Source organism: Dermacoccus sp. Tok2021, assembly GCF_019895135.1.
In the GTDB taxonomy this organism is placed as follows: Bacteria; Actinomycetota; Actinomycetes; order Actinomycetales; family Dermatophilaceae; genus Dermacoccus; species Dermacoccus abyssi.
On record NZ_JAGTHU010000001.1, the window covers coordinates 126,133 to 150,395 of the forward strand.

19 protein-coding genes are annotated in these 24,263 nt (G+C 68.7%); 9 read left to right on the forward strand and 10 right to left on the reverse strand.

Annotation, left to right across the window (positions count from 1 at the left end):
- Positions 1-44 precede the first annotated feature (44 nt).
- Positions 45-1,928, forward strand: a complete 1,884-nt coding sequence (gene dxs / locus K9D12_RS00565; RefSeq protein ID WP_129663760.1) for a 1-deoxy-D-xylulose-5-phosphate synthase — start codon at positions 45-47, stop codon at positions 1,926-1,928.
- Positions 1,929-2,939 (forward strand): aminoglycoside phosphotransferase family protein, encoded by a 1,011-nt coding sequence (locus tag K9D12_RS00570; protein WP_129663758.1) that lies wholly within the window; start codon positions 1,929-1,931, stop codon positions 2,937-2,939.
- Between the two features lie 137 nt (positions 2,940-3,076).
- On the opposite strand, the gene K9D12_RS00575 is transcribed toward K9D12_RS00570, so the two are convergent.
- From K9D12_RS00575 to K9D12_RS00600, 6 genes are all read right to left on the reverse strand, one after another.
- Complete coding sequence (locus K9D12_RS00575) at positions 3,077-3,862, reverse strand: glycerophosphodiester phosphodiesterase family protein (protein ID WP_223059222.1); 786 nt, start codon at positions 3,860-3,862, stop codon at positions 3,077-3,079.
- Positions 3,863-3,976: 114 nt separating this feature from the next.
- Positions 3,977-5,521 (reverse strand): UDP-N-acetylglucosamine 1-carboxyvinyltransferase, encoded by a 1,545-nt coding sequence (locus K9D12_RS00580; protein WP_223059223.1) that lies wholly within the window; start codon positions 5,519-5,521, stop codon positions 3,977-3,979.
- Between the two features lie 206 nt (positions 5,522-5,727).
- Positions 5,728-7,842, reverse strand: a complete 2,115-nt coding sequence (locus K9D12_RS00585) for a 3-hydroxyacyl-CoA dehydrogenase NAD-binding domain-containing protein (protein ID WP_223059224.1) — start codon at positions 7,840-7,842, stop codon at positions 5,728-5,730.
- Positions 7,842-9,059 carry a thiolase family protein gene (locus K9D12_RS00590; RefSeq protein ID WP_223059225.1) on the reverse strand — a complete coding sequence of 406 codons (1,218 nt, stop codon included), beginning with the start codon at positions 9,057-9,059 and terminating at the stop codon, positions 7,842-7,844. The genes K9D12_RS00585 and K9D12_RS00590 overlap by 1 nt, the downstream gene beginning before the upstream one ends.
- Before the next feature lie 74 nt (positions 9,060-9,133).
- Entirely contained in the window at positions 9,134-10,453 is a 1,320-nt protein-coding gene (locus tag K9D12_RS00595; RefSeq protein ID WP_193643662.1) for a ribonuclease D, read from the reverse strand.
- Entirely contained in the window at positions 10,453-11,034 is a 582-nt protein-coding gene (locus tag K9D12_RS00600) for a DUF3000 domain-containing protein (RefSeq protein WP_047311535.1), read from the reverse strand. Before K9D12_RS00600 ends, K9D12_RS00595 begins: the two co-directional genes overlap by 1 nt.
- 67 nt (positions 11,035-11,101) lie before the next feature.
- Between K9D12_RS00600 and K9D12_RS00605 the strand changes: the two genes are divergently transcribed.
- Entirely contained in the window at positions 11,102-11,953 is an 852-nt protein-coding gene (locus tag K9D12_RS00605; protein WP_223059226.1) for a DMT family transporter, read from the forward strand.
- A gap of 4 nt (positions 11,954-11,957) precedes the next feature.
- Here K9D12_RS00605 and K9D12_RS00610 read toward each other — a convergent pair whose 3' ends face one another.
- Positions 11,958-12,506 carry a GNAT family N-acetyltransferase gene (locus K9D12_RS00610; protein ID WP_223059227.1) on the reverse strand — a complete coding sequence of 183 codons (549 nt, stop codon included), beginning with the start codon at positions 12,504-12,506 and terminating at the stop codon, positions 11,958-11,960.
- Here K9D12_RS00610 and hemE point away from each other — a divergent pair.
- Together hemE and mptB are read left to right on the forward strand one after the other, a co-directional pair.
- Positions 12,505-13,635, forward strand: a complete 1,131-nt coding sequence (gene hemE / locus K9D12_RS00615; protein ID WP_225910753.1) for a uroporphyrinogen decarboxylase — start codon at positions 12,505-12,507, stop codon at positions 13,633-13,635. The genes K9D12_RS00610 and hemE overlap by 2 nt on opposite strands.
- An 11-nt stretch (positions 13,636-13,646) precedes the next feature.
- A complete protein-coding gene (gene mptB / locus K9D12_RS00620) occupies positions 13,647-15,080 on the forward strand; it encodes a polyprenol phosphomannose-dependent alpha 1,6 mannosyltransferase MptB (protein WP_223059228.1) in 1,434 nt (477 codons plus the stop codon).
- 25 nt (positions 15,081-15,105) lie between these two features.
- Here the strand turns inward: mptB and K9D12_RS00625 are convergent, their stop codons facing one another.
- Positions 15,106-15,867, reverse strand: coding sequence for a YitT family protein (locus K9D12_RS00625; RefSeq protein WP_370633429.1), 762 nt, complete (start codon positions 15,865-15,867; stop codon positions 15,106-15,108).
- Between the two features lie 61 nt (positions 15,868-15,928).
- On the opposite strand from K9D12_RS00625, the gene K9D12_RS00630 reads away from it, so the two are divergent.
- From K9D12_RS00630 to hemQ, 4 genes are all read left to right on the forward strand, one after another.
- Positions 15,929-17,347, forward strand: coding sequence for a PLP-dependent aminotransferase family protein (locus tag K9D12_RS00630; RefSeq protein WP_223059229.1), 1,419 nt, complete (start codon positions 15,929-15,931; stop codon positions 17,345-17,347).
- 54 nt (positions 17,348-17,401) lie between these two features.
- Positions 17,402-17,935, forward strand: coding sequence for a DinB family protein (locus K9D12_RS00635; RefSeq protein WP_223059230.1), 534 nt, complete (start codon positions 17,402-17,404; stop codon positions 17,933-17,935).
- Positions 17,936-18,052: 117 nt separating this feature from the next.
- Positions 18,053-19,498, forward strand: coding sequence for a protoporphyrinogen oxidase (hemG, locus tag K9D12_RS00640; RefSeq protein WP_223059231.1), 1,446 nt, complete (start codon positions 18,053-18,055; stop codon positions 19,496-19,498).
- A 155-nt stretch (positions 19,499-19,653) separates the two neighbouring features.
- Positions 19,654-20,295: a hydrogen peroxide-dependent heme synthase gene (hemQ, locus tag K9D12_RS00645; protein ID WP_129663879.1), complete on the forward strand. Its 642-nt coding sequence runs from the start codon at positions 19,654-19,656 to the stop codon at positions 20,293-20,295.
- 83 nt (positions 20,296-20,378) lie between these two features.
- On the opposite strand, the gene betT is transcribed toward hemQ, so the two are convergent.
- Positions 20,379-22,415, reverse strand: a complete 2,037-nt coding sequence (betT, locus tag K9D12_RS00650; protein ID WP_129663732.1) for a choline BCCT transporter BetT — start codon at positions 22,413-22,415, stop codon at positions 20,379-20,381.
- Complete coding sequence (gene betA / locus K9D12_RS00655; protein ID WP_187035240.1) at positions 22,412-24,154, reverse strand: choline dehydrogenase; 1,743 nt, start codon at positions 24,152-24,154, stop codon at positions 22,412-22,414. Before betA ends, betT begins: the two co-directional genes overlap by 4 nt.
- Positions 24,155-24,263 lie beyond the last annotated feature (109 nt).

Sequence of the window (24,263 nt, forward strand, 5' to 3'; positions counted from 1 at the left end):
GACCTAGACTCAAGAGACTGCACTCTCGAAAGGCTGATTCAGACGTGACCCTGCTGGAAACCATCTCGGGGCCGGACGATCTCAAGCGCATCCCGGTCGACAAGCTCGATGACCTCGCGGCCGAGATCCGGCAGTTCCTCGTCGATTCCGTCTCCAAGACGGGGGGCCACCTCGGCCCCAACCTCGGCGTCGTCGAGCTGACCATCGCCATGCACCGCGTCTTCGACTCGCCGCATGACACGTTCGTCTTCGACACCGGTCACCAGAGCTACGTGCACAAGCTGCTCACCGGGCGTCACGACTTCAGCAAGCTCAAGAAGTCGGGCGGCCTCTCGGGCTATCCGAGCCGTGAGGAGTCCGAGCACGACGTCGTCGAGAACTCGCACGCCTCCACCTCGCTGTCGTGGGCCGAGGGCATCGCCAAGGCGCGCCGTCTGCGCGGCGAGGTCGACCGGCACACGGTCGCCGTCATCGGCGACGGCGCACTCACCGGCGGCATGGCCTGGGAGGCGCTCAACAACATCTCGGCCGACCCCGACCTGCCGCTCGTCATCGTGCTCAACGACAACGAGCGCTCGTACGCGCCGACGATCGGCGGCATGGCGCAGCACCTCGCGATGATGCGCACGATGCACACCTACGACCAGGTGCTCGACTGGGGCAAGAGCCGCCTGCAGAGCACGCCCAAGGTCGGTAACAAGATGTACGAGGCGCTGCACGGTGTGAAGCGCGGCCTCAAGGACATGGTCTACCCCGACACGGGCGTCTTCGAGAGCCTCGGCATCAAGTACCTCGGCCCCATCGACGGCCACGACGAGCAGGCCGTCGAGACGGCCCTTCGTCGGGCGCGCGACTACGGCCGCCCCACGCTCGTGCACGTCATCACGCAGAAGGGGCGCGGCTACAAGCCCGCCTACTCCGACGAAGCCGACCAGTGGCACGGCATCGGCAAGTTCAACCCCGAGACAGGGCTGCCGTTCGAGGTCTCCGGGCGCATCTGGACCGACGAGTTCAGTGACGAGATGGTGGCGCTCGGCGGCGAGCGTGACGACGTCGTCGCGATCACCGCGGCCATGCTCATTCCCGTCGGCCTCGACGACTTCGCGAAGAAGTACCCCGAGCGCGTCTTCGACGTCGGCATCGCCGAGCAGCACGCCGTGACGATGGCCTCCGGGCTCTCCTACGGCGGTCTGCACCCGGTCGTCGCCGTGTACGCCACGTTCCTCAACCGCGCGTTCGACCAGCTCCTCATGGACGCCGCGCTGCACAAGCAGGGTGTGACGTTCGTGCTCGACCGCGCGGGTGTCACCGGTTCCGACGGCGCCTCGCACAACGGCATGTGGGACATGTCGATCTGCTCGATCGTGCCCGGCCTGCACCTCGCCGCGCCGCGTGACGGCGCCCAGGTGCGCGAGCAATTGCGCGACGCCGTCGAGATCGACGATGCGCCGAGCGTCATCCGCTTCCCGAAGGGTGACGTCGGTGAGCCCCTCGTCGCCGAGCGTCGCATCGGGCGCCTCGACGTCATGAAGGACGCCGAGAACCCGGACGTGCTCGTCGTGGGTGTCGGTTCGATGGTCGGTGTCGCGCTCGACGTGGCGCAGACCCTGGAGTCGGACGGACTCGCCGTTCAGGTTGTCGACCCGCGGTGGGTTTTCCCGGTCGCCCCGGAGCTCGTCGAGTTGGCTGCTCGCGCGAAGCACGTCGTCGTCGTGGAGGACAACCTCGTCGAGGCCGGTGTCGGTTCCGCGTGTGCGCGCGCCTTCCGTGAGGCCGGCGTCGCTGCGGGCGTCGACACGTACGGCATCCCGAAGGAGTTCCTCCTGCACGCCTCGCGCGGTGAGGTGCTCACCGAGATCGGCCTGACGGCGGACGCCATCACCGCCGACCTACGCCCCCGCCTGGCAAACGGCAAGGACGTCGCCTGAGTGGCACGGTACGACGACCTTCCGCCACTTCCCGGCGCACTCGTCCCCGGCCCCGCCACCGAGGTGTGGGCGAGCAAGGACTGGATGTGGGACGCGAGCCGCTGGATGGACGAGGTGCTCGAGCGTCGCGGTGTCACGCGTGACGCGACGACGCCGAAGCAGCCGACACTGACGCCGTGGTTCACGCGCCTCGTGGCCGACACCGATCACGGGCGCGTGCGCATGGTGGCGGGCCTTCCGGAGACGACCTCGGAGTCGGTGCTCATGGGGCACCTGGCCACCGTTGTGCCCGACGCCGTGCCGTCGATCTGGGCCGCCGACCGAGAGCGTCGCTGGTTCCTCACGCCCGCCGAGAGTGGCAGCCTGCGTGAGGTGGAGACCGAGGAGTCACGCCTCAGCCTCATGTCGGGGGTGCTGCGCCGCTACGCCGGAATCCAGCGGGCCTCGGCTGCCGTCGCCGACGACATGGTGCGCGACGGCGTCCTCAAGCTGACACCCGGCGACATCGTCAAGCAGTGGCGGCGGCTCGGGTTGTCGCCGAACCACTGGTCGGCGCTGTCGTCCACGGCGCGCCGCCTCGAAGAACTCGGCCTGCCGCTCACGGTTCAGCACGACGACCTGCGTTCCGGCACGGTTCTCGCCGACGGCACCACGGCGGGTCTGACGAAGGCCCGCATCACGGAGTGGATGCACGCGTACGTCGGTCATCCCTTGCTGTCGTTGTACGAGCCGCTGCGCGCCACGACCGAGGGCCTCGACGACGCCGCTGCCGCCGCGGCGCGGGCGCGATTGCTGCGGGCGTACTCCAGCGGGTGGGGCGATGCGCTCGGTTCGAGCGTCCTGCACCGCGCCGTCGACGACGCCCTGCTCCTGGGTCGCATGAGCCGCGTGCTCAGCTGGCGCCGGGCGCTGACGCGAGCGAGCGACGCCGAGTTGCGTTCGTGGGGCCGCACGGGTGCCGCACTCATCCGCGAGGTAGACGAGATCCTCGAGGGGCAGCGCCAGGCCTGACGCCCCGGCCGGAGGGATACCGCGGGCCATGGAGACGCAAGAGAGTGCGAAATCTTCCCTTCTTGTGCCCAAGCCGGGCCCTTATACGCAAGAAGGGAAGAATCCTTCCCCTCCTGCGCGACGGCCCTGGACCCCGCTCAGTTGGCGGGCACGTCGGGCCAGTCACCCCGCGCGACGAGGACGTCCTTGAGGGTGTCGGCTCGGTCGGTGACGAGGCCGTCGACGCCGAAGTCGAGCAGCCGCTCCATGTCGGAGCGCTCGTTGACGGTCCACACGTGCACCACGACGCCGGCCGCGAGCGCGGCGTTGAGCAGCGACCGGTCGAGCACGCGCACCCGTCCGTGGCGCTCGGGGATCTGTAGGGCGTCGATGCCCTTCGCGAGCCGCTTGAACAGCATCCGGCCCACAACGGGAACGTGGGCGCTCACCCACAGCGCCGTCATGAGTTCCTGCCCGGGCGAACTGCGTACGGGTCGGCTGAGGCCCGAGAGCACCGCCCGCCGGCGCTTCTCCGAGAACGACGCCACCCGCACCCGATCGTGCGCTCCGTGCTGCTCGATGCACGCGATGAGTGGCTCGATCGCCCCGGCAGCCTTGACGTCGATGTTGACGCACAGCTGCGGGTGACGCGTGAACAGATCGTCGAGGCGGGGGATCGGCTCGACGCCGTTGATGCGAGCCTTCGAGACCACAGTCCACGGGAGCTGCGCGATGACGCCGCGGGCGTCCGTCGTCCGGTCGAGCGTCTCGTCGTGGAACGCGAGCAGCACCCCGTCGGCGGTGGCGTGCACGTCGGTCTCCACCCAGCGATACCCGAGCCTCACAGCCGCGTCGAACGCGGACATCGAGTTCTCGAGGGTGTGACCGTCGCCGCCCGAGAAACCTCGGTGGGCGAGTGCTTCGGGGAATGCGTGCAGGGCCATGACGAGAGGCTATGCCATCGCCGACAGGCGAGAGCTGCCACATGAGACGAGCCCGCCCCGTCACCGAGTGGTGACGGGGCGGGCTCGTCGTCGAGGCGACTCAGCGCGTCAGGTTCAGTTGCTGAACTCGTCGTCGCGGAAGCTCGTGATGTCGGCGCCGAGCGCGTTGAGGCGCTCGTCGAGCTCCTCGTAGCCACGGTTGATGACATAGATGTTGCGCAGGATCGACGTGCCGGGGCACGCGAGCATGCCCAGCAGGATGACGACGCCCGGGCGAAGCGCAGGCGGGCACATCACCTCGGCCGCACGCCACTTGGCGGGACCTTCGATCATGACGCGGTGCGGGTCCATGAGGTGCACCGTGGCGCCGATCTTCGTCAGCTCGTTGAGGTAGATCGCGCGGTTCTCGTACACCCAGTCGTGGATGAGCGTCTGGCCCTCGGCGCACGCCGCAATGACGGCGAAGAACGGCAGGTTGTCGATGTTGAGGCCGGGGAAGGGCAGCGGGTGGATCTTGTCCGTCGGCGCCTTGAGCGGGCCCGGCTTCGTCGTGAGGTCGACGAGGCGCGTCTCGCCGTTGGCGGACGTGTACTCCTCGGTGATCTCGTAGCGGAAGCCCATCTCCTCGAGAATGGCGAGCTCGATCTCCATGAACTCGATCGGCACGCGCTTGATCGTGATCTCCGACTTCGTCACGATCGCCGCGGCGACGAGCGACATGGCCTCGATCGGGTCTTCGCTCGGGAAGTACTCGATGTCCTTGTTGATCTCGCCGACGCCCTGGATCTCGAGGGTCGTTGTGCCGACGCCCTCGATGGAGACACCGAGCTCGCGCAGGAAGAAGCACAGGTCCTGCACCATGTAGTTGCTCGAGGCGTTGCGAATGATCGTCTTTCCCTCGTAGCGAGCGGCGGCGAACAGCGCGTTCTCGGTGACGGTGTCGCCACGCTCGATGAGGACGATCGGCTTCGTCGGGCGCACCGAGTTGTCGACGGACACGTGGTAGTAGCCGTTCGACGCCTCGACGGACATGCCGAACGCGCGCAGCGCGTGCAGGTGGGGCTCGACGGTGCGCGCACCGAGGTCACAGCCGCCGGCGTTCGGCAGTTCGAACGTGTCGAACTCGTGCATGAGCGGGCCGAGGAACATGAGAATCGTGCGGGTGCGGCGCGCGGCGACCTCGTCGATCGTCGACAGGTCGATCTTCTCCGGCGGCGTGATCTCGAGGTCGCTCGAGTCCGGCAGCCAGCGCGTCTTCACACCGATGGAGTTGAGCACCTCGGTGATCCGGTTGACCTCTTCGATGCGAGCGAGGTTGCGCAGCGTCGTGCGTCCCTTGTTGAGCATGGCGGCACACAGGCAGGCGACCGCAGCGTTCTTGCTCGTGCGGACGTCGATCGAACCGGAGAGCTGCTTGCCGCCCTCGATGCGCATGTTCAGGGGGAGGTTGCTACTGGCCACGGTGATGATCTCCGAATCGAGTGCTCTGCTGATCTTGGTCAGCATTTCCATGCTGAGGTTCTGGCCGCCCTGCTCGATGCGGGCGACCGCGCTCTGCGAGGTGCCGACCTGCGCCGCGAGGGCGCTCTGCGTCAGACCGCGTTCGAGCCGGGCTTCACGGATGGTGCCACCGATCCGTACAAGCTGCTGTTGAACCATGCTCTCCATGCTATATCTCATGTATGAGATAAAGAACCGTCCACCGCGTGGCGTTCACCACGTGGCGTATTTCTCGACGATACCCGTTCACTCCTCGCGATCAACCGTCCGGCTTAGAACGGCGAGTCGCACGCGCTCGAGGACACACAGAACGCGCGGGGAGAGCACAGATGCTCTCCCCGCGCGTTCTGTTGCGCGAAGCGGGATCAGCCGGCGACGCTGGCAGCGCCCTTCGGAAGGAAGCGCTGGCCGGTGACCTTCTCGGAGATGCCGAGGCGGTCGAGCAGCGGCGTGACGCCACCGTTCCAGAACGGGAAGCCCGCACCGGTGATCATCGCGAGGTCGATGTCCATCGGAGCCGCGACGACCTCCTCGTCGAGCATGCGACGCGTCTCGTCGGCGAGGGCCTCGAGGGCGCGGTCACGCACCTGCTCGGCGGTGAGCTCCGTGGAGCCGGTCTTCTCGAACTGAGCGAAGACCTCCTCGTTGAGCTTGCCGTCCTTGCCGTAGAAGCCCGGGATCTTCGCCTCGACGACCTTCGCCAGGTTCGGCGAGACGTAGAAGCGATCCGGGAACGCACCGTGCAGCGTCTCGCTGTTGTGCAGCGCGATTGCCGGGCCGACGAGCGACATGAGCATGAACGGCGGCATCGGCGTGATGCCGGCGAACGCCTTCTCCACGGTCTCGACCGGCGTGCCCTCGTCCGCGATCTTGCCCGCCTCGCCCATGAAGCGGCCCAGCAGGCGGTTGACGACGAACGACGGCGAGTTCTTCACGAGGATGCAGGTCTTCTTGAGCTGCTTGCCCGTGGCGAACGCGGTGGCGAGCGTCGCGTCGTCCGTCTTATCGCCGCGGATGATCTCCAGCAGCGGCATGACGGCGACCGGGTTGAAGAAGTGGAAGCCCACGACGCGCTCGGGGTGCGCGAGGTCCTCCGCCATCTCCGTCACCGACAGCGACGAGGTGTTCGTCGCGAGGACGCACTCGGGCGTGACGATGGCCTCGACCTCGGACCACACCTTCTTCTTGACGCCCATCTCCTCGAAGACGGCCTCGATGACGAAGTCGGCATCGGCGAAGCCGTCCTTGCTCGTCGAACCCGTGACGAGACCCTTGAGATGGTTCGCCTTGTCGGGGGAGACGCGCTTCTTCTCGAGGAGCTTGTCGATCTCGGCGTGAACGTACTCCACGCCCTTGTCGACGCGCGCCTGGTCGAGGTCGGTCATGATGACCGGCACGTCGAGGCGGCGGATGAACAGCAGCGCGAGCTGGCTGGCCATGAGACCGGCACCGACGACGCCCACCTTCGTCACCTTGCGTGCGAGCGCCTTGTCCGGCGCACCGGCGGGGCGCTTGGCGCGCTTCTGGACGAGGTCGAACGCATACAGACCGGCGCGCAGTTCGTCGCTCATGATGAGGTCGCCGAGGGCCTCGTTCTCGCCCTCGAAGCCCTGCTCGCGCGTATTAGTGCGGGCAGCCTCGACGAGGTCGATCGCACGCAGCGGAGCGGGGGCAGCGCCGCCCGTCTTCTGCATGGTGAAGGCGCGGGCCTTCTCGCACGCGGCCTTCCACGTCGACTCGTCCTTGTCGACCTCAGGGCGCTCGACCTTCTTCTCGCCCGAGATGACGTCGGACGCGAAGCGCAGCGAGTCCTCGAGGAACGTGACAGGCGCGAGGAGCTCGTCGGCGACGCCCAGCTTGAACGCCTGAGCACCCGTGGCCATCTTGTTGTTCGACAGCGGGTTGCTGATGATGAGCTGCAGCGCGTTCTCGACACCGATGAGGTTCGGCAGCAGGTACGTGCCGCCCCAGCCGGGCACGAGACCGAGGAAGCACTCCGGCAGCGAGTAAGCCGGAACGTCCGCGGACATCGTGCGGTAGTCGCAGTAGAGCCCGATCTCGACGCCGCCACCCATGGACGCGCCGTTGACGAACGCGAACGTCGGGATGTCGAGGTCGGCGATCTTCGAGAAGACGCGGTGGCCCTGCTCGGCGATCTCGACGGCCTGCTCGCGGCTCGTGATCGCGGGGATGCCCGTCAGGTCGGCGCCGACAGCCATGATGAACGGCTTCCCGGTGACACCGAGACCGACGATCTCGCCCTTGGCCGCACGCTCGGCGGCCGTGTCCAGCTGAGCCTCGAGCTCGGCGAGGCCGAGCGGGCCGAAGCTGTTCGGCTTCGTGTGGTCGAAGCCGTTGTCGAGCGTGATGAGGACGAAGGTGCCGGACGTTGTGCCGTCGTGACGCGGGAGCTGGATGTCCTGCGCGTGGGCGTGTGTGACGACCTCGTCGTGAGCCTGGTTCTTCGATGCGTCGTTCATCAGGCCACCTTCTCCTTGCCGTAGTCGGGGTGGTTCGGGTTCTCCCAGATGACAGCGCCACCCATGCCGATGCCGATGCACATGGCCGTGAGGCCGTAGCGGGCCTCGGGCTTCTCGGCGAACTGGCGCGACAGCTGCGTCATGAGGCGCACGCCGGAGCTGGCGAGCGGGTGACCCGTGGCGATGGCGCCACCGTAGGCGTTGACGCGCTCGTCGTCGGCGTCGATGCCGAAGTGGTCGAGGAAGGCGAGCACCTGGACGGCGAAGGCCTCGTTGAGCTCGAACAGGTCGATGTCGTCGATCGTGAGACCGGCCTGCTTGAGAGCCTTCTCCGTGGCCGGGACCGGGCCGATACCCATGACCTCGGGGTCGACGCCGACGAAGGAGTAGCCGACGAGGCGCATGCCGACGGGCAGGTCGAGTTCCTTGGCCTTCTCCTCGGAGGCGAGGATGCAGGCCGTGGCGCCGTCGTTGAGACCGGCGGCGTTACCGGCGGTCACGTTGCCGTGGGCGCGGAACGGCGTCTTGAGACCGGCGAGGTCCTCGACCGTGGTGCCCGGACGCGGCGGTTCGTCGGTGGTGGCCAGGCCCCAGCCCTTCTCGGCGTGACGCGTGGCGACGGGCACGAGGTCCTGCTGGATCTTGCCCTCGGCGTAGGCCTTGGCGAGCTTGTTCTGCGAGCCGACGGCGAACGCGTCGCAGCGCTCCTTGGTGATGGCCGGGAAACGGTCGTGCAGGTTCTCGGCCGTCTTGCCCATGACGAGGGCACTCGGGTCGACGAGCTTCTCGGCGACGATGCGCGGGTTCGGGTCGGTGCCCTCACCCATGGGGTGGTGGCCCATGTGCTCGACACCGCCGGCGATGGCGATGTCGTAGGCGCCGAACGCGATGCCGGACGCGGTCGTCGTCACGGCCGTCATGGCGCCGGCGCACATGCGGTCGATGGCGTAACCGGGAACGGACTTGGGCAGACCCGACAGGAGAGCGGCCATACGGCCGATCGTCAGGCCCTGGTCACCGATCTGCGTCGTGGCGGCGATGGCCACCTCGTCGACGCTCTCGGGCGGGAGGTTCGGCTGACGACGCATGAGTTCACGGATGCATTTGATGACCAGGTCGTCGGCGCGGGTCTGGGCGTACATGCCCTTCTCACCGGCCTTGCCGAACGGCGTACGAACACCGTCGACGAAGACGACCTCATGGAGCGTGCGGGGCACGTTGCCTCCCGAAGTTAGACAAAGCTGACTAGGCCAGGCTAACCCGTTCGGTTACCCGTGAGTACGCGGGTCGATCAATTCGTCGGGTGATCGAGCGCGGCTTCGGCGAGAAGCGGCGCGACGATGTCGCACTGCCAGGGGCGTGCGCCCCCGGCGGCGAGGGCTTCACGCCATCCGGCTTCGCTCTGATCGGCGGGGGGCGACCAGATGGTGCGACGCAGGAGATCGGGCGTCAGCAGGTTCTCGACGGGCACGTTGCGCTTCTCGCTGAACTGCTGGAGGCCGTAGCGGACGTCGTCGAGACGACCGGCGGCAGCTGGGTTGCGATCGGCCCACGCCCGGATCGGCGGGGGAGCGTTCGTACGCATCGTGAGGGGCGGCAGCTCGCGCTGCGGCAGGGCGTCGGCGTTCTTGAGCGCGTTGAGCCAGCGCTCGCCGTAGCGCGCGAGTCCACGGTGCGCGGGGCGCGGACGGCGGCGTCGGGCCGAGCCGTCACCGACGCGTGGGCGGATGGCGGGCGGGCCGACGAGACCGGCGAGGTCGTTGGGGTTGCGGCGGGCCAGATCGATGATGAGTGCGTCGGGCAGCACGCGACCCGGCGTCGTGTCGCGGCGCTGGGCGATGTCCTCGCGCGTCTGCCACAGCGAACGCACCCGGGCGACCTGGCGCGGATCGCGCAGCGCGTGTAGACCGGACGTGCGACGCCAGGGGTCCTTCTTCGGCGTCGGGCCCTCGAAGTCGAGCAGCGCCTCGAACTCCTGACGGGCCCATTCGCCCTTGCCCTGGGCTTCGAGGTCGGCGGCCAGGGCGTCACGCACCTCGACGAGGCGCTCGACGTCGAGCGCGGCGTAGACGAGCCAGTCGTGGGGCAGCGGACGCGTCGACCAGTCAACGGCCGAGTGCTCCTTGGCGAGCGTGACGCCGACGTAGTGCTCCGTGACGGCGGCGAGCCCGACGCGGGCGAGGCCGGCGAGGCGGCTGCCGAGTTCGGTGTCGAACAGCGCCTTCGGGTACAGACCGAGGGCCTTGAGGCAGGCAAGATCCTGCGTTGCGGCGTGAAGAACCCACTCGGCCTTGCCGATGGCGGCATTCAGGCTGCTGAGATCGCTGCACGGCACCGGGTCGATGAGCCAGGTGCCCGAACCCTTGCGCCGCAGCTGGACGAGGTAGGCGTCGTTTCCGTAGCGGAAGCCTGACGCGCGTTCGGCGTCGATGGCGACGGGCCCGGAGCCGGCGCGGATGGCGGCGCAGCACTCCTTGAGGCGCGCGGCCGTCGTCACGATCTCGGGAACGCCGTCAGCCGGTTCGGCGAGCAGGGGATAGCTCGGCTTGTCGTCGGTCGGCTGCGCGTCCTCGAGCGACGCGTTATCGCCGGCGGGGGAGTCGGACGTCATCAGAAGCGCCCCGGCAGGGCGGACACCCCTTCGGGCAGCGGCGGCAGGCCGGCGACCGTGCACATGAGCGTGGCCCAACCCTGCAGGTGGGCGGCGATGTCGTTGCCGTCCGGGGTCCACGACGCACGCACTTCGAGCTCGACGCTCGAGGGACGCTCGGCGAGGCCGGCGAAGCTCTCGTTGACGACGCGGGTGACGGTGCCGGCTTCCGCGGTGTACGTGGCGCCGGCGTCCTTGAGGGACTCGACGAGCCAGGACCAGCCGACAGCGCCGAGCGCCGGGTCTGTGGCCATCTCGGATTCGAGTTCGGCGCGAGCGAACGTCACGACGCGCCAGGTGCCGTGCCAGGCCTCGGGGCCCGCGGGGTCGTGCAGAAGGACGAAACGTCCGGTGCCGAGAACGGCGTCGTCGTCACGCGGGTCGACGACCTCGGCGGAGAAAGCGACGGCGTGGGGAGCGATACGGCGCGGTGGGGGCACCTCGGTGAGGGAGAGTTCGGGACGCACCCGCGCGGCCTTGACGGCATCGACCACGTCGGCGAAGTGCTCGGCGTCGTCGCGCTTCAATGTCTGCATCCCCATGGCCAGAAGATTAGGCCGGAAAGGGGCGAATTCACGGGAGGCACGCCGCGCGTCCTACCCTGCGCATGTGGTGACGTTCCTGGCCCTTCTCTCCTCCGCCGTCTGGGGTAGCGCAGACTTCGCCGGAGGCGTTCTGACGAAGCGGATGCATCCGGTCAAGGTCGTCACCCTGTCTCAGCTCGGTGGCCTCGCTGCGGCGTTCGTGTTCTTCCTGTCCGTGAGTTTGTGGGGCTCGCACGGGGAATCGCCCGTCACGGCGTGGGCGCTCTGGGGCATCGCGGCGGGGCTCAGTGGCGCCGTGGGATTGCTGTGCCTGTACGCGGCGCTGTCGACCGGGACGATGGGCGTCGTCTCGCCCATCACGGCCCTCGGTGCCATCGTGCCCGTCACGCTCGGTCTCCTCCGCGGCGACGCGTGGACGACGATCGTCGGGGTGGGCCTTGTCGTCGCCCTCGTGGGTGCGGTGCTCGCAAGTGGACCCGAACTGTCGGGTGAGGTGGGCCGCAGGCCGGTCACGCTCGCCGCGATCGCCGCCGTCGCGTTCGGGCTGTCCCTGTACTTCATGGACGGAGGGGCGCGGCACGACCTGTCCGGCTCCATGCTCGCCATGCGGTTCGGCAGCCTGTCGCTGCTCATCCCCACGTTCCTCGTCCTGCGTTCACGGAACGTGGCCAGCGAACCCCTGACGCCTCGTCTCATTCTTGCGCTGCCGCTGCTCGGCATCGGCGACCTCGTCGCGAACCTGCTGTTCGCCGCGGCTTCGGCCCAGGGGCAGGTCTCGATCGTCGCCGTGCTCGGCTCGCTCTACCCGGTCGCGACGCTGCTGCTCGCCCGCGGTTTCCTCGGCGAGCGTATGCGCGGGGTTCAGCTGGCGGGTGTGGCACTCACCGTCGTGGGCGTGTGCCTCGTGTCGATCTGACGGCTCAGGCCGACCGGTCGCTGCGCGCGACGAACAGTTCGAGCGACGCGTCGTAGTAGCGATCGGTGCCTCCGAGGTGCGTCATGCCGAGACGCTCGGTCACCCGTCGTGAGGCGACGTTGGCCGGGTCGGTGACGGCGACAACCCGGTCGAGGCCACCGGCCAGCGCCGCGTCGAGAACGGCGCGGGCCGCTTCCGTGACGTAGCCGTGCCCGGTGGCTGTGCTCGTGGCGCGCCACCCGATCTCGACATCCTCCGTCGTCGCGTTCGTGTACCCGGCGGAGAAAGGGAGCGGTTTGAGCAGGATGGCCGCGACGGGCGCGCCCTCGGCCTCGACGCACCACCAGCCGCGTCCCGGGGAGGTGTTGCCGTCGATCCGGCGCAACCACGCGGCCGCGTCCTCGCGGGTGGTGAGAACGGCCGACGGGATGAACCGGGCCAGATCGGGGTTCGCATGGAGCTCGAGAGCGAACTCGAGGTCGGCGTCGTCATCGGGTGCGAAGCGGCGAAGGACGAGGCGTTCGGTGTGCAGGGTTTCGGCGGGGGAGGCCATGGCTTCACCCTGTCAGATCGACCAGGGTCCTCCGGGTGGTTCGCCGCTGCCGAAGCCAGGTGCGCATGAGAGGATTTCGAGCGTGAGCGAAACGAATGTCGACCCGCGCAACTCCGTCCTCGTCAAGGCTGCCCGCGGCGAAGAAGTGCCCTACACGCCCGTGTGGTTCATGCGCCAGGCCGGCCGTTCGCTGCCCGAGTACCGCAAGGTGCGCGAGGGAGTCGGGATGCTCGAGTCGTGCCGCCGACCCGACCTCGTCACCGAGATCACGATGCAGCCCGTGCGTCGTCACGACGTCGACGCCGCCATCTTCTTCAGTGACATCGTCGTGCCGCTCGCAGCTGTCGGCGTCGACCTCGACATCGTCGCGGGCGTGGGCCCGGTCGTCGCGCAGCCGATCCGCACGCGCGCCGACCTCGACCGCCTGCCCGAGCTGACGCCCGACGCCGTCCCGGACATCACCGAATCGGTCAAGCTGCTCACCGCCGAACTCGGCGGCACGCCGCTCATCGGTTTCGCGGGTGCACCCTTCACGCTCGCCTCGTACCTCGTCGAGGGCGGGCCCTCGAAGAACCACGAGAACACCAAGGCGCTCATGTACGGCGACCCGGAGCTCTGGAACGACCTGTGCGCTCGTCTCGCCCAGATCTCGGGTGCGTTCCTGCGCGTGCAGGCCGAAGCCGGCGCCAGTGCCGTCCAGCTGTTCGACTCGTGGGTCGGCAACCTCCCGCTTGCCGATTACCTGCGCTTCGTCCAGCCGCACTCACGTCAGGCGCTCGCCGCTGTCGAGGGGCTCGACGTGCCGAAGATCCACTTCGGCGTCGGTACCGGTGAACTGCTCTCCGCCATGGGCGAGGCGGGCGCCGACGTCGTCGGTGTCGACTTCCGCGTCGACCTCGACGCCGCCCGCGAACGCACCGGCGGTCAGTACGCTCTCCAGGGCAATCTCGACCCCGCGCTCCTCTTCGCTCCCTGGGAGCCCCTCGAGGCCAAGGTCGACGAGATCGTCGCCGCGGGCCGTCGCGCGAAGGGCCACATCTTCAACCTCGGCCACGGCGTCCTGCCGAGCACCGACCCCGACGTCATCACGCGCGTCGTCGCCCGCGTTCACGAGATCTCCGCTCGCTGACGCTCCGGCACATGCGTGCTCCGACGTTGCCCGGCACCCTCGTCAGCCGGGGTGTGTGCGGCTCGGTGCTCCTGCTCCTCGCGGGGCTCGTCCTCAACGAGCTGCCTCCGAGCCCGGTGCGCTTCCTCGTCGCCCCGCTGCAGTGGTTGGGCACGAACGCGCCAGGACGCTTCCTCGCCCTCGTCTTCACGCTGATCGGCGTCGCCTTGCTCACGCACGCATGGGTGAGCCTCGTGCGGACCCCGGCGGAAGGATCGGCCGACCAACGCATCCGTCACGTACGGGCCGTGACGATGCGCTGGATGGCGCCCCTGCTCATCGCGCCGCCGCTGTTCTCCCACGACGGGTGGAGCTACATGGCCCAGGGCGCCGTCGCGGCGTCCGGGCGTGACCCGTACACGATCTCCCCGGGCGAGATGCCCGAACTACTCACCTCGATGGTCGACCCGATCTGGCGCTACACCCCCACGCCGTACGGGCCGATCCCCATCATCTGGGGTGCTCTGACGCGCGAGGTGTTCGGCGACCCCACGCTCCTGCTGTTGCTCCAGCGGGTGCCCGCCCTGATCGGGCTCGGCCTCACTGCGTGGGCCGTTCCGCGCCTCGCCCGCCACCTCGGCATCGACCCGGCGAGGGCGACGGCGCTCGCGATCGCGTCACCTTTCGTCCTCGTCCACGCCGTCGGCGGGCTGCACAACGACGCCCTCGTCATGGGCCTCGTGGCCGCGGCGCTCGTGTTCGCCGCCGAACGACGGTGGGTGCTCGGCGTCGTGCTCGTCGGTCTTGCCGCTGCGGTGAAGTTCACGGCCGTCGTGGCGGTCGTTCCCGTCGTTCTCGTCTCCTTGCCCGGGGCAGTGCGGGCACCCGGACGATTCCTCAGGCTCGCTGCCGGCGGCCTCATCGCCGCCGCCACCGTCGCGGCAAGCGGCATTCCCTACGGGCTCGGGCTCGGATGGGTCAAGGTGCTCAGCGTGCCGGGCGTCGTCGTCACCCCGGCGTCCGCGCCCACCGCCGTCGGCGTCGTGCTCGAATGGCTGCTCGCACAGACCGGCAGCGGCCTCGAGATGTACGCCGTGCCCGTCGTGCGTGCGCTCGGCATGGCGCTCGCCGTCGCCTTGGTCATCGTCCTGGCCCTCACGAGGCCCACGGGTGACCCCACGTCGGGACTCGCAACGTGCATCGGGGTGTTCGCTGCGGTGGTGCTCCTCGCACCGGTCGTGCAGTCCTGGTACGCACTCGCCGTGGTGCCGGCCGCAGCGCTGTTGCTGCTCGAGCGTCGTCGCACCCGCAGGGCCATCTTCCTCGGAGCGGCGCTCGCGTTCCTCGCGCCCCTCGATTCGGAGATGGCCGGCGGATCTCTCCTCGCGGCCGGTCTCGTCGTCCTCGGACTGACGATCGTGCGGGGCGTCAGGGCCGGCGACTCGCGACCCGTCGCCGACGCCTGACGCCGTTCAGCTGCGTCGGCAAAGCTCAGTCACCCTCGGGGTATGTGGCGTTCTCTTTCCCCGGGCCCTCAGGCGCTTTGGCACCCTCGGCTCGGTGCCCGTCCAACTCGACCGTGAACCACGGGAGGAAGAACTGCACGAGCGGGCCGATCAGCAGCGCATAGAGCACCGTTCCGACGCCCACGCCACCGCCGAGCAGCCAGCCCGAAGTGAGGACGACAACCTCGATGCTCGTGCGCACGAGGCGGACGCTGAGGCCCGTGATGCGGTGCAGGCCCGTCATGAGACCGTCGCGGGGGCCGGGGCCGAGTTGGCTTCCGATGTACATCGCGCCGCCGATGGCGTTGACGAGCAGGCCGACGGCGAAGAGGGCCGAGCGCGCCACGATGGAGTTCGGCTCGGAGACGAGCGCCATCGTCGCATCGAGCACGAAACCGAGCCACACCGCGTTCGCCACGGTGCCGAGACCGGGCCACTGACGCATGGGGATCCACAGCAGCAGCACGATGAAAGACACGACGATCGTGACGGTGCCCATCGACCAGCCGGTGTGCAGGCTGGCGCCCTGGTGGAAGACGCCCCAGGGCTCGAGGCCGACGTTCGCTCGCACGAACAGGCCCATCGCGGCACCGAAGAGCGTCAGGCCGATGAAGAGCTGCGGCAGCCGACGACCGAGCTTGCCGGCACGCAGTTGACCCATCGGCGTCAGATTGGCCAGCTGGCGCGATCCACGCGAAGGACGCGCGGCCGCGTCGGGCTGAGGCTGGGCCGTCGACATGGTGCTCATGAAACCAGAGTGCAGCAGAAGTGGCCTTGTCTCGTATAGCCAATTCGAACACAGTGGCCCCATGGAACGCAGGATCGGGGCGAATGCCCTCGCGCGCCTCGTCGGCCGACCGCCCGAGCGAGGTTCGGCGTATGTCTGGTTGAGCGACCGCATCGAACGTCTCGTGGCCGACGGCCGGCTGACGCACGACACCCGCCTGCCGAGCGAGCGTGATGCTGCCGTGGCGTTCGGCCTGTCGCGCACGACGGTCACTCACGCGTACGCACTGCTGCGCGAGCGTGGCTTCGCCGAAGCCCGCCGCGGCTCCGGAACGCGCGTGCGCATCCCCGGTGGCCCCGTCTCGGGCGGTGGCGAACCCGTGAGCGGCGTGCTCGGCGGGTTCGATCCGCAGGGAGGAATCAACCTCACCAACACGGCTCCAGCCGCAGTGGGCGGCCTCGCCGAACGGTTCGCGGAGGCCTCGCGGCACCTGGCGGCCTACACCCACGAAGGCGGGTACTTCCGCGACGGCGTGCCCGACCTCCGTGATGCCCTCGCTGAGCGCTACACCGCGCGGGGCGTGCCGACGACGCCCGATCAGATCCTCGTGACGACGGGCGCTCTCGCCGGTGTGGCCGCTACGGCATTGGCGTTGGTTTCACCGGGAGACGCCGTGGCCGTCGAGCCGTCGGGCTACCCGAACTCGCTTGCGTCGCTGCGAAGCCGGGGCGCGCGGTTCGTACCCGCCGTCGAATCAGTCGACGAGCGTCGCCTCGATATGCGGGCCACGGCCGAAACCTTCGCGCGCCGGGCACCGAAGGCGATGCTCGTCATCCCGGACTTTCACAACCCGACGGGCCGGTTCATGGGGGAGGAAGACCGCCATGACCTCGCGCGCCTGTGGGCGAAGCACGGCATCGTCGGCATCGTCGACGAAACCCTGGCCGACCTGTGGCTCGACGCGGCGCCACGCGTTCGCCCCATGGCGGCGTTTGCTCCCGAGTGCATCACGGTCGGGTCGGCGAGCAAGACGTACTGGGGCGGACTGCGCCTCGGATGGGTGCGCGCGCCGCGCCGCTACATCGGTGCCATCGCGTCGGCGCGCGTGACGCTCGATCTCGGAGCGCCGGTGCTCGAACAGATCGTTCTCGCCGGCCTGCTGCGTGATCAATCCGGCCTCGACGACGAGCGTCGCGCAGAGCTGGCCGGTCGACGAATTCTCCTGCGCGACGCCATAGCCCGGGCCTGCCCGGGGTGGAGTTGTGACCTTCCCGACGGCGGCCTGTCGCTGTGGTGGAGGCTGCCGGGCGCGCAGTCGAGCGAGATCGTGCGACGGGCGGCATTGCGTGGTCTCACCCTCACGCCGGGCAGTGCGTTCTCCCTCGACGGACGTGGCCTCGAAGGGCGACTTCGGACTCCGTTCACGCTGGCTGAGGACGATCTGCGGCGCGCCGCAGACGTTCTCGTTGAGGTCAACGCCTCGCTCGCCTCCCGCACGTAGGGTGACGTCGTTGACGAGGAGAGCGGAGCGCCCGAGATGACAGGTGGTTCAGCGATGTCGGCTGACGAAAGGCGCTGGGCGCCGGTGCAGGGCGACGAGGTCGCCACGCTGCGCGGGATGCTCGAGCACCACCGCGACACGCTGCGGTGGAAGTGCTCCGGCCTCGACGACGAGCAGTTGCGTCGGGCCCTGCCCCCGACGGACATGACGCTCGCCGGGCTGATGCTGCACCTCACGATGGTGGAGGCAGGTTGGTTCAACCTCACCTTCGCGGGCGGCATCGAGCGCCCCGATTGGCTCGCGCACTCCCACGGAGCCGGTGTGGACTGGGCATGGGAGCACGCGGCCGATCACGCCCAGGAACAGCTGTGGGCGTGGTTCGACGACGCCGTCGCGGTCAGTGACCGTATCGTCGACGCAGCCCTCGCCCACGACGCCGGTCTGGACGCTCTCGCCGTCAACCCTCGGGAGGACGAAGGAACAGTGAGCCTCCGGTGGATCCTCGTGCACATGATCGAGGAGTACGCGCGGCACAACGGTCACGCCGACCTCCTGCGTCAGGCCGTCGACGGAAGTACGGGGGAGTAGCCGCACCCGTCGCCCCCTGGTGGGTCGCTGCCGCCGAGTCGGGACCAACGTCACGACTTGCCCCCAACGCGCCGCCCCGGCGACCCCCACCCGCGCTGAGAGTGGGAAACTGGGAGCATGAAGTCGGTCGCGATCGTCGGTGGTGGAGTGAGCGGTCTCGTCGCCGCGTGGCATCTCGCGACGACGGCGCCCTCGTGGAAGATCACCGTCTTCGAAGCCGACGAGCGCGTGGGCGGCAAATTGCGCCAGGAGGAGATCGCCGGGCACCGCGTCGATGTCGGTGCCGAGTCGGCCCTCTGGCGCCGCCCCGAGGTGGTCGACCTGCTCGCCGAGCTCGGCGTCGAGGCCGTTCACCCCCAACGTTTCCCGGCCCTCCTGTGGTCCCGCGGCTCGCTCGAGGCGCTGCCTGCAGGCACACTCATGGGCATTCCGTCAGACCCCGAGTCGGCCCGCGGGCTGCTCTCCGACGACGAGGTGGCTCGTGCCGCCGACGAGCGTCCGGTCGAAATCTCGGTGCCCCGTTCCGAAGCTGGTGACAACGCAGATGACCTGGCCGACATCAGCGTCGGTGACGCTGTCGAGCAGGCCCTCGGCGCCGCCGTCGTCGACCGCATGGTCGAGCCACTGCTCGGCGGGGTCTATGCAGGCAACGCCCGCGAGCTCTCGGCCCGTGCCTGTGTGCCTCCGCTCTTCAAGGCCCTGCGCGACGGCCGGCGCCTGACCGAGGCCGCCCGGGCCGCTTCGTCGGCGGTCTCGTCGAACGACACACGGCAGGTGTTCGGGGCGCCCACTGACGGCATGGGATCGCTGCCCGAAGCGCTTCGCGCCGGTCTCGCCGATCGCGGCGTGGACGTCGTCACCGGTGCGCGCGTCACCGAGCTGCGCCGCTCGCTCGGCCATCGCGGCACGTGGCACCTCGAAGTCGAACGGGACGGTCTGCCCGAACCGCACGAGGCCGACGGCGTCATCGTCACGACGGCGGCGCCCGCAGCCGCCCGCCTGCTCGCGGCCATCGCGCCCGAAGCCTCGGACGCGCTCGGCGGCATCGAGTACGCCACGATGGCGATCGTCACCTACGCCTTCCCGGCCTCCGTCCACGCTGGCCTTCCCGAGGGAACGGGCTTCCTCGTCCCTCCGGTGGACGGACGCACGATCAAGGCCTCGACCTTCTCCAGCGTCAAGTGGCCGTGGCTCGCCGAGGCCGCGCCGGACGTGGCCTACGTACGCGTGTCGATGGGGCGCCATCGCGACGAGGCCGTCCTCGATCATGCCGACGACGAACTCCTTGCCCTCGGCTTGGACGACCTAGGCGAGGCGACCGGTCTCGACCTTCCCGCCCCGCTCGACGCCCACGTCCAGCGCTGGGCGAACGGTCTGCCGCAGTACGCCCTCGGCCACGTCGAGCGTGTCCGACGCATCCGTGACGACCTCACGCGGCTGCCCGCCCTCGACGTCGCCGGGGCGGCCCTCGACGGCGTCGGCATCCCCGCCTGTGTCGCCACGGCGCGCGCCGCCGCCGACCGCGTCCTCGACGACCTCGCCGCTCAAGACGCGCTCGCCTGAGCCCCCGAACCTGTTCCGAACAAGCACGCACCCGAAGGAGAATCACGGTGACCACCCCGCAGCCGGAGAACCCGCAGAACCCCGAGAAGACGAGTTCGCGCCCCGAGCCGAAGCACGTCACGGTCGACCGCATCAACGCTTCCCGCATCTACGCGATGTGGTCGGTCTTCACCATCGTCGACAAGGTCGACGGCGACCGTGAGGCCATGGCGCGTGAGGCAGACGAGTACCTCGACTCGCTCGCGGGCAAGGGCGTGACCGTGCGCGGCACGTACAACCTCTCCGGCTTCCGCGCCGAGGCCGACCTCATGATCTGGTGGCACGGCGAGTCGATCGACGAGCTGCAGAAGGCCTACTCGGGCTTTCTCGCCACCGACCTCGGCCGTCACCTCGAGCCGTACTGGTCGAACGTCGCGATGCACCGCGTGGCCGAGTTCAACCGCGGCCACATTCCGGCGTTCATGGCCGAGGAGACGCCGCGCAAGTACATCTGCGTCTACCCGTTCGTGCGCAGCTACGACTGGTACCTGCTGCCCGACGAGGACCGCAAGAAGATGCTTCACGACCACGGCATGGCCGCCCGTGAGTACCCGGACGTGCGCGCCAACACGATCGCCTCGTTCGGCATGGGTGACTACGAGTGGATCCTCGCCTTCGAGGCAGACGAGATGTACCGCATCCTCGACCTCATGCGCGAGATGCGGTACACGGAGGCTCGTCGCCACGTGCGCGAGGAGACGCCGTTCTTCTCCGGCCCGCAGATCACGATGAGCGAGTTCGTCGCGCGCATGCGCTGACCCGCCGAGCCTGTTCAGCACGACAAAGGCGGCGGGTACCGGATCAGATCCGGTACCCGCCGCCTTAGTGCGTCAGCCGATGGTCACTCGGTTTCCTGGGCGACCGTGGCGTTCGTGTTCAGCCACCACGTGTAGTGGTCGAGCACGTCGTGCGCGATCTCTTCCTTGGAGTAGGTGAGCACGTCGTACGCGCCACCGCCGGGGACAACGACCTCGAGCTGGCACGAGATGTCGTCCGCCTCGATCATGCGCGCGCCGTAGGACGCGACCTTGATGCTGCGGATCTGGCTCGTGTAGTGGAAGTCCTCGGCGCGCGGGTCGGCCGCGTGCACGGTGAGGGTCACCGAACGGCGTAGCTGCTTGGTCGGCTGCGCCAGGTGCTCGAGCTCGGCGTTGACGCCTCGCTCACGCAGTTCGGCGACGACCTCCTCGAGAGCCGGGACGACGACCTCGTCCATGCGTTCCTCCGTGGCCTTCGCAGACACACTGCCGAACTGACGCGCGAGGCGGTTCTTCCACGAGCCGTTCGCGGTCGGCGGCGCACCGATCGTGCCCGAGCGCAGCGAGTCCAGCATCGCGCTGGCGTGCCGCTGTTCGCCGGTCAGCGCACGGTGGATACCGATCATCACGAGGATCATGACGAAAGCGAACGGCAGACCCATGACGATCGTCGCGTACTGCAGCGCGGTGATACCGCCGACGATGAGCATCGCGATGGTCAGCACGGCGGTCGCGGCGGCCCACAGGACACGCACCCACGGCTTGGCGTCGGTCTCGGCGTCCGGCAGGTCGGAGCTGAGGTTCGCCATAACGAGGGCGCCGGAGTCGGCGGACGTCACGTAGAACAGCAGGCCGACGAACGTGGCCAGACCGATGATGAACGTTGCCGCCGGGAACTGCTGGAGCAGCTGGTAGAAACCGGATTCCGGCGTGTTGACCGCGGCGTCGCCGAAGGCCTTGTCACCGTCCATGATCCGCTTGATCGCGGTGTTACCGAACATCGTCACCCACATGACGATGTAAAGGAACGGGATCGTCAGCGTGCCCACGACGAACTGGCCGATCGTGCGGCCCTTCGAGATGCGGGCCAGGAACATGCCGACGAAGCTTGCCCAGGCGATCCACCAGGCCCAGAAGAACAGGGTCCACAGGTTCATCCACTCGCCCGGGTAGTCGTACGCCATCGTGTCGAGCGTCATGCCCGGGAAGAGGTTGACGAAGTCACCGACGTTCATCGTCGCCGCGCGCAGGAGGAAGCGGGTGTCGCCGAAGACGAGCACCCAACCCGCGAGGAACAGCGCGAGGAGGACGTTGAGCTGGCTGAGGATGCGGATGCCCTTGTCGATGCCCGACGTCGCGGAGATCGTCGCGGTGACGACGGCGACGACGACGAGACCGATCTGAGCGGGCACGCCCTGGTCGATGCCGAACAGCAGGTCGAGACCGACGTTGAGCATGACGACGCCGATGCCGAGGCTGGTCGCCACACCGAAGATCGTGCCGAGCACGGTGGCGATGTCGACCGCGTTGCCGATGCCGCCGTTGATGCGCTTGCCGAACAGCGGGTAGAGCGCCGAACGCACCGCGAGCGGCAGCCCCTTGCGGTGGGCGAAGTAGCCGAGGGCGATACCCATGAGCGTGTACATGCCCCAGCCGGTGATGCCGTAGTGGAACAGGGTCCACACCGTGCCCTCACGCGCGGCGTCCAGCGTTTCGCCCTTGCCCTGCGGCGGTGCGAGGTACTGCGACGCAGGTTCGGCGACGGCGAAGAACATGAGGTCCGTGCCGATGCCGGCGGCGAACAGCATGCTCGCCCAGGCGAACGTTGAGTACTCGGGACGGTCGTGGTCGTGCCCCAGACGGATGCGGCCGAAGCGCAGTGCCAGGTACACGACGAAGAACAGGACGATCGTCGCCAGGGCGATGTAGAACCAGCCGAACCAGCCACCCATCCACTCGACGACGGTACCGAGCTGGCTCTCGGCGCCCTTCGGGTCGATGAGGGCCCACCCGGCCACGACCGCGATGAACACGGCCGTGGTCCACAGGACGACAGGCTTGATCCGGGCTTCGCCGGGTGTTTCGACCTCGGTGTCGGGGGCGGGCGTCACCGAGCTCATCGCGGCTCTCCCACGATGGCGGCAGCGCTCGGGATCTCGCTCTTGGCGTCCCAGGCGTCGTTGCGCGGGTCGCCCTCGGGGTAGAGCGGCATACCGGCCTTGGCGCGGTAGGTGGGCGGGTTCTCCGGCGCGAGCATCGTGTTGCCGGCGATGAGGTCGGCGGCACGCTCGGCCACCATCATGACCGGCGCGTAGATGTTGCCGTTCGTGATGCTCGGGAAGACCGACGCGTCGGCGACGCGCAGGCCCTCGGTGCCGTGCACGCGCATCGAGTTCGGGTCGACGACGGACATCTCGTCGGTGCCCATCTTGGCCGAGCACGAGGGGTGCAGGGCCGTCTCGGCGTCCTTCGCGATCCAGTCGATGATCTCCTCGTCCGTCTGGACGGCGCTTCCGGGGGAGATCTCGCCACCGTCGAACGGCGAGAACGCGGGCTGGCTGAGGATGTGGCGCGCGGCGCGCACGACCTCGACCCACTCGCGGCGGTCGCGCTCGGTCGACAGGTAGTTGAACAGGATGCTCGGGTGCTTCTTCGGGTCGTTGCTCGTGATGCGTACGTGGCCGCGCACGTCGGAGTTCATCGGGCCGATGTGCACCTGGTAGCCGTGCTCGTGACCGCCGCCCGTGCCGTCGTAACGCACTGCGACCGGCAGGAAGTGGAACATGAGGTTCGGGTACTGAACCTCTTCGTTCGTACGGATGAAGCCGCCCGCCTCGAAGTGGTTCGAGGCGCCGACACCGGTGTTGGCGAAGAGCCACTGCGCGCCGATGTAGGGCGCCTTCCACTTCTTGAGCCAGGGCTGGATGGAAACCGGCTGCACCGACTCGTGCTGGAGGTAGACCTCGAGGTGGTCCTGGAGGTTCTCGCCGACGCCCGGCAGGTCGACGCGGGTCTCGACGCCCGCGGCCGCGAGGACCTCGGGGTTGCCGACGCCCGAGAGCTGCAGCAGCTGCGGCGTGTTGAACGCGCCACCACACAGGATGACCTCGCCGGCTTCGACGGAGTGCTTGCGGCGACCGCCGCGCACGAAGTCGACGCCCGTGACGCGGTTGCCGTCCCAGCGCAAGTTCGTGACGAAGGCGAGCGTCGCGATGTCGAGATTCTTGCGGTTCTTGACCGGCCACAGGTAGGAGCGGGACGCGCTCATGCGCGAGCCGTTCTTCGTCGTGTGGTCGAAGGGTGCGAAGCCCTCCTGGCGGTAGCCGTTGACGTCATCCGTCGGGGCGTAGCCGGCCTGCTGGGTGGCCTCGAAGAAGGCCTGGAACAGGGGAGAGGTAGCCGGGCCGCGCTCGAGCGTGAGGGGACCGGAACCGCCGCGCCAGGCGTCGGCGCCCGCGAGCGTCGTCTCCATGCGCTTGAAATAGGGCAGGCAGTGGGCGTAGTCCCAGTCCTCCATGCCGGCGAACGTGGCCCACTTGTCGTAGTCGCCTCGGTTGCCGCGCTGGAAGATCATGCCATTGATCGAGCTGGAGCCACCGAGCACCTTGCCGCGGGTGTGCGCGACGCGCCGACCACCCATGAAGGGCTCCGGGTCGCTCTCGTAACGCCAGTCGTAGAGCGGGTTGCCGCTGGGGAACATGAGCGCGGCGGGCATGTGGATGAGCGGGTCGATCTTGAAGTCGGCGCGCCCGGCCTCGAGCACGAGAACGCTCGTGTTCGAGTCGGCCGAGAGGCGGTTGGCCAGCGCGGAGCCGGCCGAGCCGCCACCGACGATGACGTAGTCGTAACGCTTCTTCATCGAGATGAATCTCCTTGTGTTCTCACATGGTCGTCCTCGAACGAACCCTGCCCCACAGAGTTCGTTCGAGGACCTGAAAGCGGATGGTTGGTTCGCCGGGGCGAACCTC